The organism is Halalkalirubrum salinum, from assembly GCF_005543295.1.
Taxonomy (GTDB): Archaea; Halobacteriota; Halobacteria; order Halobacteriales; family Haloferacaceae; genus Halalkalirubrum; species Halalkalirubrum salinum.
In genome coordinates this window covers 1-13,606 of record NZ_SRSG01000027.1, presented here as the reverse complement: position 1 = coordinate 13,606, position 13,606 = coordinate 1, and the positions used below count along the sequence as shown (strand labels likewise).

Sequence of the window (13,606 nt, the reverse complement as noted above, 5' to 3'; positions counted from 1 at the left end):
CGTCGCTATAGTTCGGTCAAGTTCTTCTACAGCCAGTACCCCTCAGTAAAATTTCACAAATAGGGTCTCCAGATTCACACTTCGCTTGGAAGTACGGTGATCTGCAGAAGCCTTTATAAACTTATGTCGCTTGGTCGATCATCGGCCCCCTATCTCGGTCGATACACGATTTAGTTATCATCGAAACGTTTACGTATATAATTCACATTTTTCTCAAATGAATAGGAGACAAGACAACTCAAAATAACGATTGTCAGTCCCAACTAGTTGAGGCTCGTTTGACCAATAACCAAACAAACCATGACCGAAATCCAACTCTACGAAGAAGCGATGTGTTGTTCCACAGGTGTTTGTGGACCCGACCCCGACGACGAACTCGTCGAACTGAGCGCCGCACTTGACCAACTCGAAGACGAATTCGCCGAGGCCGAGATCTCGCGTGCGAATATGCAGCATAACATCGACCAATTCCTCAACACGCAGAAGATCTATGATCTCGTCCAGGAAAATGGCCCTGAGATCCTCCCAATCACGACCGTCAACGGCGAGATCGTCGCCAAAGAGGAGTATCTCTCCTACGACGAGTTGGCAGCCGAACTGCGCGCCAATCAACCTCAAGAGGCCGAATAAATGCAATCAACGCAAGTGACAACTGACGCCCGAGAGATTATCGAACCGAGCGGCAAGGACACCGAGTTCGTCTTTTTCAGCGGCAAAGGTGGCGTCGGAAAGAGCACTGTGAGCTGTGCCACAGCGACCTGGCTCGCCGAAAACGACTACAACATCCTGTTGGTGACGACCGATCCTGCACCGAATCTCTCGGACATTTTCGGTCAGCAGATCGGCCACAAAGTCACTGATATCGACGGGGTCGACAACCTCTCTGCCATCGAGATTGACCCGGATCAAGCCGCCGAGGATTATCGACACGAAACCATTGAGCCGATGCGCGAACTGCTCAATGATGAGCAGATCAGCGCTGTCGAAGAACAGCTCAACAGTCCGTGTGTCGAGGAGATTGCTGCCTTCGACAACTTCGTCGACTTCATGGATTCACCGGAGTACGACGTGGTCGTCTTTGATACCGCACCCACGGGTCACACGATCCGGCTGATGGAATTGCCCTCCGACTGGAACGCCGAACTTGAAAAGGGAGGATCGACGTGTATTGGCCCCGCTGCCTCGATGGAGGAACGCAAGAAGGATTACGAGCGCGCAATCGACACACTGCAAGATAGCGAGAAAACCTCATTTGCCTTTGTCGGCAAACCTGAGGACTCCTCGATCGACGAGATCCAGCGGAGTGCGTCGGAGCTTGTTGAACTCGGTATCGAATCTCAACTCCTGATTATCAACGGCTACCTACCGGGGTCGGTCTGTGAGGATCCTTTCTTCTCCGGGAAACGCGAGGACGAACAGGCGGTTATCGAACGCGCTGCCTCCGAGTTCGGCGCCAACGCGATGGCAACGTATCCGCTGCAGCCCGGCGAGATCGCCGGTCTCGATCTGTTGGCCGACGTCGGTGGCGTCCTCTACGACGGCGACGACGCGACCGTTAACGTGGGTTCAGCGACTAACGTCGATATCGACGAGTCCGTTTATTTTGACTCGCTGACCGACCCAGATGCGGTCACCGAGAAGCTCCAGCCGGTCGACAGTGAGACGCGCTATTTATTTTTCACCGGGAAAGGCGGTGTCGGGAAGAGTACTATCGCCGCAACGTCGGCAACCAAACTCGCAGAGGCGGGCTACGAGACACTCGTCGTGACGACCGATCCGGCCGCCCATCTTGAAGACATCTTTGGCGAGCCAGTCGGCCACGACCCTACCTCGGTAAGCCAAGAGAACCTCGATGCAGCCCGCATCGATCAGGAGCAGGCCCTCGAAGAGTACCGCGAGCAGGTCCTCAATCACGTCACCGAGATGTACGCCGAGAAGGAAGACACCGAGATCGACGTCGACGCTGCCATCGCCAATGTCGAGGAGGAATTGGAGTCGCCGTGTGCCGAGGAGATGGCCGCGCTCGAAAAGTTCGTCGCCTACTTTGACGAGGACGGCTACGACATCGTCGTCTTCGACACCGCGCCGACCGGTCACACCCTTCGACTCCTCGAACTCCCATCCGACTGGAAAGGCTTCATGGATCTCGGGTCGCTGACGAAGGGTGCGGCACCCGCCAAAGGCGATCAGTACGACAAGGTGATCGAGACGATGCAGAATCCTGACAAAAGCTCGTTTGCCTTCGTCATGTACCCCGAGTACACGCCGATGATGGAGGCCCACCGGGCGGCCGAGGACCTGAAGGATCAAGTCGGCATCGAGACCGCCTTCGTCGTCGCCAACTACCTCCTACCCGAGGAGTATGGCGACAACGCCTTCTTCGCTAATCGGCGGGCCCAACAACAGCAATATCTCAGCGAAATCAAGGACCGCTTCGAGACCCCCATGATGCTTGCGCCGCTTCGTCAGGACGAACCGATCGGTCTCGACGAACTCAGTGCGTTCGGTGACGTAGTGACCGGGCTGGATACTGTCGAGCGGCAGCCAGCGGAGGTGTCACCGCAATGAGCGACGCCGAAGCCGTCCAGAACGCTGAGGACGCCGTTGAACAGAAACTTCGGGCGTTCATCGACGCGATCGAGGATAGTGAAACGTACCAGCAGTTCATGACCGCAAGTGAACGACTCGAAAACGACAAGGAAGCCACGCAACTGCTCGACGAGTATCGCCAGAAACAACATCAGATGCAACAGAGCTTCGATCAGTCGCTCATGGTCGAACTCCAAAAGCTCCAAACCGAGCTCGCCGAAAACGAGACTATCCAGCAGCACAAGGCCGCTCAAATGGAGTTGGTCGAGTTGCTCCAGGAGACTAACGATGTGATTAGTGAACCGATCGGCATGGAGTTCGCGCAGTCCTCGGGAGGTGGGTGCTGTTGAGCGCCTCCGATCAAGAGGTCCTGGCGGCCGCCGAGGAACTCGGCGAGGAGCTCCGGAACGCTCAACAGGAACAGAGCCGCTTCGAGTTCAACTCGCTGTTGATGCGGTGTAATGACGCGATCGACCGGGAGATCGGGATCGACTACGGCAGCGCGTGTGGTGCCGGCGACTGCTGCTGAAGGGAATCCACTCAGAACTCGAATCCGATAGAGTCAGAGTCAGATTGTAATGGACTTGAAGAGTACGGCGGTGTTGCCGCTGGATGGTTAAACACCCCCGGTGCAACGTCGTTCGTTGGGCCAAGATACAGGAGGGCAGAGCGTCTGTATCGCAACTCGATCGCTCGCAAATTGATACTGGCCCCGCCAGATAGTTTAATTCTGTTTGTTGATAGTATTCAATGGTCTTGAACGCCGATTCAAGCGGGACAAACAGTGAGTGGTGAAATAACGAGAACTGGCCCAGTACGACTCTGCGAAACTGAGCTAGATCGCCGTGGAATTAGTATAGCCATATACAGTTTATGTATATGAACTGCGACACCGATCGGCCGGCAGCCAACACGACTAACTACACACATTCGAAGGCACCTGTATGAAACTCACAGAAATATTCGGGACTGAGAAGCCAGTGATCGGGATGGTTCACCTCGATCCGCTCCCTGGATCGCCGAAGAACGAATTGTCGATGGAGTCGATCGTCGAGAATGCAGTCAGAGACGCGACTCGGCTCGAAACAGGTGGCGTCGACGGGATAATGATCGAAAACTTCGGTGACGCGCCGTTTTACCCCGATGATGTCCCCAAGCACACAGTTGCGTCGATGACTCGAGCAGGGTCCGCGATCGCACAGTCAGTATCCCTCCCAGTCGGTATCAACGTACTCCGCAACGATCCGATCGCAGCGGTTTCTGTGGCCGCTGCCGTGGATGCGTCCTACGTGCGCGTGAACGTGCACACAGGCGCTCGTGTGACCGATCAGGGCGTTATCGAAGGAATTGCTCACAAGACGATGCGGCTCCGTGAGCGCCTCGATAGCGACGTCTCGGTGTTCGCTGATATTGATGTAAAGCACTCTGCACCGCTTGCTTCGGGAGAATTCACTGCCGAATCGTTTGCCGACCAGACCGAACGCGGGCTGGCCGACGCAACGATCGTAACCGGCACGGGCACGGGCCACGCGACTGACATCGACACACTCCACGCCGCTGTCAATACTCGTGAACAGCGGGGATTAGAGACGCCAATCCTCGTTGGCAGCGGCGTCACTCCCGATTCGATCGGCGAGATACTATCGATCGCTGACGGTGCGATCGTCGGCACGTCAATCAAAGAAGGTGGATCGACGACAGCTCCGGTCGCTGTCGATCGCGTTCGAGAGCTCGTCGAACAAGCCAACGAACAGCGAGGACCAAACAACCCGTGACTACTGGCAGTGTTCACTCTTTACCAAACCCAATATCAATAGAGAATCTGCTCAAATTTGTAACAGTCAACGATTGACAGTATGCTCTAAAAACGCGATCGGCCGATAGATCAACAAATCTACTATAAATATTATCATTATATTTGGCCCACTCAGAATCTATAGTACTAAATAATACGATATAATGCTATATCCGGCGCGATATTTGGGACTACAAGACGAGATAAGGTCACTTATCGTATTATATAGGATAGTTTGAAGTGAGCGGCGATCGATGGACGCGTATGGCAGAATCCGAGGAATCGACCCGTGTGTCGGTGAAGACATACGTTCCACAGTATCAAAAATCCGAATGGATATCACACGCCGAGTCGCTGAATATGAGTCAAGCCGAGTTCGTCCGGACGATGGTTCAAGCGGGACGGCGAGGATTTGAACAGGGGACTACTAGTCAACAAAGTGGTAGCGTAGAGGTGGCTTCTCCGGACGCGACCCCGGGGGTAAACGGGTTGAAAACACGCATCCTCGAAGTCATCAATTCAGCGGAATATCCAGGGTGGGACGGATTGCTCACTGAGCTTTCAGGGAACTTCGAGGATCGAGTAGAGGACGCGATCGCCGAACTGGAAGCGAACAATCGAATCCGGTACAATCCACGAAACGGCGGATACGAGCGGGTGGACGAATGAGTGCTACTGCATCCGCTGAGATAGTCGAGGACCCGATCGCGTACTTTTTAGAGGATATGACCTATCACGGCAAATCCGAGCGGACGCGAACCGCCTACGAACGAGTACTCCGGCGGTTCGAGCGGTTTATTACCGAGGGCCCAAATGCACCCGCAAGTCCCGAATCAGCGACCCATCGCGACTGTATGGCATGGGTTCACTCCCTGCGTGGAGAGCTCTCAGACAGTACGATTGCTTCTTACGCCTCCTACGTCCATCGATTTTATGCATACATGAATCAAGTGGGCGTGTTCGAGGGCAACCCCATGGGACTCGTTACAGAGGAAATGGACGAAACGATCGACACAGACCCTGAACGCCGCGAAATTTCGATCGAGCAAATGGGGGCATTTGTCGCCGATATCCGTCATCCGCTGCACAGGGCGCTCATCGTGACAATGTTGAAAACCGGGATGCGGGTCGGTGAACTCTGTAATCTCGATCTACGTGACGTCCATCTCTCAGACTCAGATATCCGTGAAGTATACCGAATCGAGCCTCGTGGACTCCTCGAATCGCGCCCACAATCGCTGTACGTCTCCGAGAAACCCGAACGCGGCTCCGCGATCAACGGTGAAACACGGACAGCGTCGAACAAGCGGAAACGAGGAACTGTGATCCCGATCGACAAGGAACTCAGTGCCGTGTTGAAACGGTGGTTGGCAATCCGCCCGGAGACTCCATCGCCAGCAGAACCGCTGTTTGTCACGACGACCAGCGACTGGGGCGAGCGGATTACTCCGGCTGCGGTTAGGACGATCGTTCGCGAGTATGCTCGCGATCAGGGCTGGTATCAAGCAGGCGGAGATGCCGCTGAAAACGTGACGCCACACTACTTCAGACACTTCTTTACGACGCACCTTCGTGACCGTACTGGCGATCGTGGGATTGTTAAATATCTTCGGGGTGATGTTGCAGACGACATTATCGATACATACACACACAATTGGGGCGATCAGGTCCGTCGAACGTATCACGAGAGCATATATATCCTCAGTTAATTACCATTTTTGTTGATCTGTTAGATTGACCGACAACCACGTTTGCGAGAAAACATATATATTGTATATCGCTATACCGAATACTCGAGCTGCAGTTGCAAATCGGTCACGAGAAACAAAAATTTTACCTCCATTTTCGTTGTAATTCGCCAAACATCAACTATTGAAACTGCCGAGAAACCAACCACCGCTCAGAAAAGGTACACAAATGGTAGAAAGCTGCGCGTAGTGAGAGTGATGCCTCTCACGATCTGCGAACCCGGAACGAGGATTAAACGAGTGTGCCTAGCACCTTCTCCAGCCAGCCAAGGAACCGCCGTAACGTGATTCGAGGTTTCTTCCGCGTCTCGATTACACCAATTCGCTCCTGAACTAAGAAATCCACCAGGAGCCACATATTGTACACAATACACGCAAACCCGAAGTGCCACCATCGAACCTCGAATTTCTTCGACGTCGTATACGCAGCACACTCCTTGATAGACGAGTAACTCCGTTCAATCCCACCGAGTTGACTATACTCATCAATTTCTTCGCTTCCTATCGACGATCAAGTGCGATTTCGTCACTCACATCGAGATTCGTCAGGAACGGACGCGGAGACCCATCTTCGAGGACATAATCGTCCTCATCAGGCGGTAGAATCACGAGCTTCGAGTTGTACCCAGAAGAGTTCGGTTTCGTCGACCGAGTGGAGTTCGACTGCATTGTCGGAGGTCTGCAACAGAGGGACACTATTGAGCAGTTGCACAAACCCTACGACAACGAGGAGCCGGCGTTCGTTAGTGCACAAACTCGCCCGTCACGTTTCATCCAGATTCTATCTCTAGGTTCTCAAAGGGGTGCTCGAAGACTGACGGGTAGTTTCGGTCAATGTCCCAAACTCCTGCACTCGCACGGCCGCTCTTTGAGGGCCCCGAAAGCCTCTACCCAAGATTCTAAATGTATGAAGATATCTACATTTCTGATTGGTGAAAATCACACATATATTTTTATTTCCTGTGATAACTGGTTCGAGAGCCGCATATCTCCCACGAAGTGGGAATCTCCCAGTGAGTAAGTTCATACTGTCTCACTCTTACAGTATCGCTATGTCACAAGATACGAAGACGACGCAAATACGCACTGGGAACTGGTCTAACGATCGGCACTCAGTGTACCCGAGAAAGAAGCGGTACTCAATACGAGACAGAATAAGCGGTCCGCCGCTGAATTGGAGAGAGATTCCGTTGTCTTCCGCCTCGGAATGCGAACGCATCGGCTCTGGACAGATCGAACAAAGAGTCCCGTCTTTCGGGGGAGACCGAAGATACTCGACGAACTGGAATTCGACCCGGATTGTGAGTTAATAATATACATGACAAAGATCGATAGTTGGAGCCACGAGTTCATCCAATACTGCCAATCGTTCGAAGAACTCCAAGAATGCACGCTTGTTACTGGTGACTGTCACACTCCGACAATGAAGTGGACGATTCGAATCATAAGAGAGAGCGACGCAGTCGATGTCTGTAACGAACCGTACGTAATGCGCGGCCAGGGATACAAAACTATATACCACAACAGCATTCCAGTCACGGGACGGCGAAGGGTTTCCACATTCTATCCTGCAACAGGATTCCGTAAGACTGCTAATGGACGACTCGGTCAGACTGGCAATAAAGACGATCTAGCGAGCGAAGGCCAATGACATTCGACATGACGCTAAAACTGTGTGAGGATGATTACCGTCGCATCATCCTCGCGGCACTCGCAACAAAACAGCGCTCGTTATCGGTGTCTGATCTTAGAAACATAATACTCAATTATAGTTATAACGTTTCAGTTGCTGACGCTTCTGAAGAGATACTAACAGAAATTCAGATCTCGCTACACCACATCCATATTCCAAAATTAGAATCGGCAGGCGTCATCGAATATGATTCCGAACAGGAACTCGTGGTACCGACAGAACACTTCAAGTTGCTACAGCCACATATCTTTGCTATCCTGCGTATCGATCCGAATCTCGACGGATCAATCGAGTTGTAAAATATTGACTTTGCTGTGTATTTACTAGAGCCTTGAATTTGAAGAACAATCCGCATTATGCACCACACCGGCACTGTCTGGTTCAGGCGACATATATTAGATGAATCAAACTAATCTGTCGTGTACGTAGACACTATGACTGTCTTCGCGCGGACAGCCGGTCCTTGACGCCGCTCCACGGGCTGCCGTTGTGAGAACGCTTTTTTCTCCCACTTGCGTTGCCTCGAATATGCGAACTGTGCGATTCGTCGATCCGGCGGGGACAGAGCGGACCGGAGCGTACGAGAACGGAACGGCTACCGCAGGCGGCGTAAGCTACGATGTCGAGGCAGACCGTATCCGACTTCGCGCGCCAACCACGCCGTCGAAGATCGTCTGCGTCGGGCTCAACTACGCTGACCACGCCGCCGAACAAAATGAAGAGCCGCCCGATCGCCCGCTGTTGTTTTTGAAACCGCCAAATGCGATCGCCCACCCGAATTCGACGGTGACGTTACCGGCGGGCAAAGTGCGGATCGACTGGGAGGCCGAACTTGCGGTTGTCATCGGCGAGGAATGTCGAAATGTCGAAGCCTCCGAGGCGATGACGTACGTGGCCGGCTACACCTGCATGAATGACCTGTCGAACCGCGACGATCAGAACGTCGAAACCAACTGGGTACGCGGCAAGGCGTTCGACAACAGCGCGGTGCTTGGCCCGGTACTGGCAGATCAGGACGCGGTCCCAGACGACGCCTCAATTGAACTGCGTGTCAACGGTGAGACGAAACAGGCCTCGTCGATCGACAAATTCATTTTCTCAGTCCCAGAGCTAATCGAGGAAATTACGACGTACATGACGTTACAACCGGGGGACGTGATTTCGACGGGGACGCCAGCGGGCGTTGGTGCGCTGTCGGATGGAGACACCGTCGAAATCGAGATCGAAGGGATCGGAATACTCGAACATGACGTGCGGATTCCGTGAGCGTCGGCTGTCAAACCCACGCCATGTGAGCACTCTTAAGGGCAGTGCACCGCTGAATACAGGTATGCAGACACGGGATCTATCGTCGCATTCTCCGTACGTTCCCGGCCGAGGCATCGAGGAGGTCGCCCGCGACCTCGGCTTGGACCCCGACGAACTCATCAAGCTCTCGTCGAACGAGAACCCTCATGGATCGAGCCCAAAGGCGTCTGCGGTAGTCATAGACGCTACAGAAACCACTGGTCTCCACGTCTACCCAAAGGCTTCACACACGGACCTCACCACAGCGATCGCCGGCCGGTGGGACGTCGCCGACGAACAGGTGTGGCTCACGCCAGGCGCTGACGGGGCGATCGATCTGTTGAGCCGGGCGTTTCTCGAACCGAGTGACGTAATCCTCGAATCCGATCCTGGCTTCGCGTATTACAGCATGAGCGCGCGGTACCACCACGGGACCGCGAGGACGTATGACCTCTCGAAGGCTGACGGCTTCGCACAAACTGCGGAGTTGGTCCTCGATACGTACGACGGCGAGCGGATAGTCTACCTGACAACGCCACACAACCCGACCGGCTCGGAGTTCTCCCGGGAGGCGATCGAGACGGTCGCAGCAGGCGTCGACGAACATACCCTCATTGTCATCGACGAGGCATACGGCGAGTACAGCGAACGACCGAGTAGCATCGAACTGGTTGACAGCTACGAGAACATCGCCGTGTTGCGAACGTTCTCGAAAGCGTACGGGCTCGCCGGCCTCCGGATCGGCTACGCGATCGTTCCCAGCGCGTGGGCCGACGCGTACGCCCGTGTGAACACGCCGTTTGCGGCCAACGAACTGGCCTGTCAAGCCGCGCTGGCTGCGCTTGAGGATCACGCGCACGTCGATCGGTCGATCGAAACCGCCCGCTGGGCCCGCGAGTACATGCGCGAGAACCTCGACGCAAAGACGTGGGACAGCGCAGGCAACTTTGTGCTCGCAGACGTCGGGGACGCCGAAACGGTTGCCGGACGGAGTCAAGAACGCGGCGTCATCATTCGCGACTGTACGAGTTTCGGACTGCCCGAATGCGTCCGGATCTCCTGTGGGACTGAAGCTGAAACCAGAACGGCCGTCGATACACTCAACAAAGTATTAAGCGAGGTCTCAGCACAGTCATGAAGATCGCCGTAACTGGAACCCCTGGAACGGGGAAGACGACGGTAACTGAGGCGGTCTCGGAAGCCCAATCGGTTCCAGTTGTCCATCTCAACGAGACAATCCGTACCCACGACCTGTGGACCGAACGCGACGCCGATCGCGATTCGCTGGTTGTTGATCTGGACGCCGTGCGCGAGCACCTCGGCGACTGGGATGGGATTGTCGAATCACACCTCGCACACTACCTCGATGCCGATCGGATCGTTGTGCTCAGGTGCCGTCCTGACAGGCTTCGGGATCGGCTGCTCGATCGCGGCGAGTGCAAACAGAGCGCGGCCGAAAATGCCGAAAGCGAGGCGCTCGACGTGATCCTTTCAGAAGCCGTCGAGCGCCATGGACTCGATCGTGTGTATGAAATTGAAACCACAGATCGATCACCCGTGGTGGTCGCCGACGCGCTCGCCGCCGTTGTGCGCGGAAATGCCGAACCGAATGTTGGCCAGATCGACTACACGGAGTACCTCACCGTATGACACTAGATCAGTTCCGATCAGTTGCCGACCGGCTACTCGAACCGTTTGTGAGTGTTGCCGATCGCGTTGGACTCACACCAAACGGGGTGAGCGTGTTGGCGATGGGGTTTGCCGTGGCTGCGGCGGTTGCGTTTTCGATCGCATCCCCGATGTGGTACGTGTTGGGTTCGCTTTTCGTCCTTGCAAACGGCTGGCTTGATCTCCTCGATGGCGCATTGGCCCGCGAACAGGATATCGCGTCTCCTGCCGGAGACCTCCTCGATCACGTACTCGATCGGTACGCAGACATTCTCATTCTCGCTGGGCTTGCGGCCGGGATCGAAGCGTATGCGCTCGGGTTCGCCGCTGTGACGGGTGTGTTGATGACGTCGTACCTCGGGACGCAGATCCAGGCAGTTGGCCTCGGCCGTGAGTACGGCGGGCTGTTGGGTCGAGCCGATCGGCTCGCACTCGTCGGAATCGTCGGTATTGTCGCGGCCGTCTATTCGGCACCGATCATCGCAGGGGCAGGTGTCGTTTGGCTGTTGCTCGCGCTGTTTGCAGTCGTTGGGCACGTGACAGCGATCCAGCGCTTTTGGGGGGCGTGGTCCGACGTCTAGTGACAGACAGATACAAGATTCCAGATCGCCGCCGACGCATCCTTTTTATTGGGGGACCAACATTGACCGAGTATGCCACAGTGCGAGATGTGTGGCGCTACCCAGGCGTCGCTCACTACCACGAAAGTCGAAGGTGCCGAACTGGAACTCTGTGATTCGTGTACGGATTTCGGCACCGAAGTCCGCACTGAATCGACGACCACGAGCGCGAGCAAGTATTCGACCTCCTCGAGTTCGGGTAAAGCTGGCGGGTCGTCCGGATCGTCAGGATCGAGCGGTTCGAACAGCACGACCAGCTCTCAGCGGCGGCGCGACATGTTCGACGACATGGACGAGATCGCCACCGACTACGACGATCGCGTTCGAGATGCCCGCGAAGCAGCCGGTCTCACCCAAGAAGAGCTTGCAAACCAGCTCAACGAAAAGGCAAGCCTGATCAGGAAGATTGAGCGCGGTGATATGCTCCCAAGCGATAGCGTTCAAAAGAAGCTTGAGCGCGCGCTCGATATTTCGCTCGTCGAAGGCATCGACGTCGACGATGACGAATGGTCAAGCGACACCAGCAGTGGGATGACGCTTGGAGATGTCGTCAGGCGAAAAGACTGATCAGCTATTGGCTTGACCGCTACTCAGATCGGACCGGATACGACTGGCGACCACCACTTGTCTTTCTGGCCACGAGCCGCGCCGTTGCTCGACGTTTATCGGTGTTCCGCGCTTCGATCGCCTCGTCGTAATGTAGGACCGTCAGATCGAGATTCGCGTGCAGAAGTTCGTTCGCCGCGAACCGATAGCGATCGGTGCTGGGGCCGCTTGGCGTCGCTTCCGTCGATCGAAGATGGTGTTCGACAAAAAGATAGCCGCCGGGAACGAGCGCGTCTTTGATATCAGGAAACCGGTCAACGGCACGATAGAAGCTGATTGTTGCAAACTCGTAGGTCTCTCTCGGAAATTCGTACGTCGAGATGTCTGCTTGGATCGCGTTGAGACGGTCATCCACGTCGCGAGCGGCTGCTCGATTGGCTGTGATTCGAAGTCCGTCTTGGGATTGATCGATCGCGTCGACGGTATACCCGCAATCGGCGAGAAATACCGCGTTTCGTCCGGTTCCAGTGGCGATGTCGATCGCTCGACCGTCGGGCACAGCGTCGATGAACTGGACCAATATCCCCGATGGATCTGGATCCTGTGGATACTCACCAGTCCGAAAACGGCGATCCCAGTCGGTCATGAGCCTCGATCGCTCAGGGTCACGTACTGGCCTCAGTTGTTCGGTCGAATGCTCCGTGTTTGTCGGACTCAGTACCCCCATCGGTCTCGATCAGCCCGTATTTTGTCGTCAGGTGTGAGATAATGTAGTCGACAGTCCCAGGGTCGTAACTCCAAAAGCCGTAGAATTCCCGGTCACCGCGCTCTTCGGCGAGCAGTGCACACTTGTTTTCGTCGATTCCCGCACCGTCGTAGACCACGAACCAGGTGTTTCTGATCTCGCCATCTCGCTCAATGTGGATCGTGAAATCACCGTGTTCGGGGACATCACCTTTAGGTGCTGCATAGGCATGGATGTCGAGGCCAGCCCGTGAGGCAATCCGATTGTACGTCGGAATCTCACTCGCAAGGACCGAAAGTGTCTGGAATCCAGAGTGGAGCTGTCCAGAGCCGATACGAAACGCCCGATCTTCGATCTCTCTCGAGGCCGCGACCATCTGGCCGATCGAGTAGGACGTAAACATGGTCTCGTCAAGATGATCCAGAATGGGGCGATAGCTTTCGGTCTCAAATCCAGGGTCAGTCGACTCGCTTGTGCGTAATATCTCATCAACACTTACAGCGGTCACGAACTCCCCGTCGCGACTTAAGACGACAAACGATCGCGGATCCCCGTCGAGATCCCCAGCAGTAACCGACACGTGTCGGTCTCTGAAGTGTTCCTCCAGCGCCGTGACGGCTTCGGGATCGGTGTTGACCGCCGTCAGCACCGTCTCGTGGGCCTCGACGCCGGCGATGAGTTCGATGAGGGACATCCTCGATAACCGTACCGAGGATATCCTAGTACTTGGTATTTTGCCTCGCTGTAAAGCGATCAATCGGAGCGAACCGTTCGATAGCGAGACTATACAGCAGGTAAACGACCACGGGTCGGGTGACTCGTGGCTTTTGTAATTCCCTCAGCCTACGCCGATAGCACTCCACGCGAAGCGATTTCGGGGGATGAGGATGGGCGGTTTACAGAGCGCCCCGACCC

The 13,606-nt window shown here is 55.1% G+C and carries 16 protein-coding genes; 14 read left to right on the top strand and 2 right to left on the bottom strand.

The genetic code is table 11. The annotated features are described in order from the left end of the window. Positions 1 to 300 precede the first annotated feature (300 nt). The 14 genes from arsD (at position 301) to E5K03_RS10930 (ending at position 11,967) form a co-directional block, all read left to right on the top strand. A complete protein-coding gene (gene arsD, locus E5K03_RS11000; RefSeq protein ID WP_138006899.1) occupies positions 301 to 630 on the top strand; it encodes an arsenite efflux transporter metallochaperone ArsD in 330 nt (109 codons plus the stop codon). Next, a complete protein-coding gene (gene arsA / locus E5K03_RS10995; protein ID WP_138006898.1) occupies positions 631 to 2,568 on the top strand; it encodes an arsenical pump-driving ATPase in 1,938 nt (645 codons plus the stop codon). Beyond that, positions 2,565 to 2,939: a halo-CC-star protein HcsL gene (hcsL, locus tag E5K03_RS10990; protein ID WP_138006897.1), complete on the top strand. Its 375-nt coding sequence runs from the start codon at positions 2,565 to 2,567 to the stop codon at positions 2,937 to 2,939. Before arsA ends, hcsL begins: the two co-directional genes overlap by 4 nt. Next, complete coding sequence (gene hcsS, locus E5K03_RS10985; RefSeq protein WP_138006896.1) at positions 2,930 to 3,118, top strand: halo-CC-star protein HcsS; 189 nt, start codon at positions 2,930 to 2,932, stop codon at positions 3,116 to 3,118. Before hcsL ends, hcsS begins: the two co-directional genes overlap by 10 nt. Before the next feature lie 415 nt (positions 3,119 to 3,533). Then, entirely contained in the window at positions 3,534 to 4,364 is an 831-nt protein-coding gene (locus E5K03_RS10980; RefSeq protein WP_138006895.1) for a BtpA/SgcQ family protein, read from the top strand. Between the two features lie 284 nt (positions 4,365 to 4,648). After that, positions 4,649 to 5,053, top strand: a complete 405-nt coding sequence (locus E5K03_RS10975; RefSeq protein WP_138006894.1) for a DUF5805 domain-containing protein — start codon at positions 4,649 to 4,651, stop codon at positions 5,051 to 5,053. Next, positions 5,050 to 6,093: a tyrosine-type recombinase/integrase gene (locus E5K03_RS10970; protein WP_138006893.1), complete on the top strand. Its 1,044-nt coding sequence runs from the start codon at positions 5,050 to 5,052 to the stop codon at positions 6,091 to 6,093. Before E5K03_RS10975 ends, E5K03_RS10970 begins: the two co-directional genes overlap by 4 nt. Positions 6,094 to 7,306: 1,213 nt before the next feature. Further along, positions 7,307 to 7,783, top strand: coding sequence for a monooxygenase family protein (locus tag E5K03_RS17925; protein WP_394343979.1), 477 nt, complete (start codon positions 7,307 to 7,309; stop codon positions 7,781 to 7,783). Positions 7,784 to 7,791: 8 nt separating this feature from the next. Further along, complete coding sequence (locus tag E5K03_RS10955) at positions 7,792 to 8,124, top strand: DUF7344 domain-containing protein (protein WP_205742991.1); 333 nt, start codon at positions 7,792 to 7,794, stop codon at positions 8,122 to 8,124. Positions 8,125 to 8,353: 229 nt separating this feature from the next. Continuing rightward, entirely contained in the window at positions 8,354 to 9,091 is a 738-nt protein-coding gene (locus E5K03_RS10950) for a fumarylacetoacetate hydrolase family protein (protein ID WP_138006890.1), read from the top strand. 64 nt (positions 9,092 to 9,155) lie between these two features. After that, complete coding sequence (gene hisC / locus E5K03_RS10945; protein ID WP_138006889.1) at positions 9,156 to 10,250, top strand: histidinol-phosphate transaminase; 1,095 nt, start codon at positions 9,156 to 9,158, stop codon at positions 10,248 to 10,250. Continuing rightward, positions 10,247 to 10,762, top strand: a complete 516-nt coding sequence (locus E5K03_RS10940; protein WP_138006888.1) for an adenylate kinase family protein — start codon at positions 10,247 to 10,249, stop codon at positions 10,760 to 10,762. Before hisC ends, E5K03_RS10940 begins: the two co-directional genes overlap by 4 nt. After that, positions 10,759 to 11,361: a CDP-alcohol phosphatidyltransferase family protein gene (locus tag E5K03_RS10935; protein WP_138006887.1), complete on the top strand. Its 603-nt coding sequence runs from the start codon at positions 10,759 to 10,761 to the stop codon at positions 11,359 to 11,361. The genes E5K03_RS10940 and E5K03_RS10935 overlap by 4 nt, the downstream gene beginning before the upstream one ends. Positions 11,362 to 11,433: 72 nt before the next feature. After that, on the top strand, positions 11,434 to 11,967 hold the full coding sequence (locus E5K03_RS10930) for a multiprotein bridging factor aMBF1 (RefSeq protein ID WP_138006886.1): 534 nt from the start codon (positions 11,434 to 11,436) through the stop codon (positions 11,965 to 11,967). Positions 11,968 to 11,986: 19 nt separating this feature from the next. Here the strand turns inward: E5K03_RS10930 and E5K03_RS10925 are convergent, their stop codons facing one another. Further along, complete coding sequence (locus E5K03_RS10925) at positions 11,987 to 12,592, bottom strand: class I SAM-dependent methyltransferase (protein ID WP_138006885.1); 606 nt, start codon at positions 12,590 to 12,592, stop codon at positions 11,987 to 11,989. Between the two features lie 19 nt (positions 12,593 to 12,611). Continuing rightward, positions 12,612 to 13,385 carry a DICT sensory domain-containing protein gene (locus E5K03_RS10920; RefSeq protein WP_138006884.1) on the bottom strand — a complete coding sequence of 258 codons (774 nt, stop codon included), beginning with the start codon at positions 13,383 to 13,385 and terminating at the stop codon, positions 12,612 to 12,614. Positions 13,386 to 13,606 lie beyond the last annotated feature (221 nt).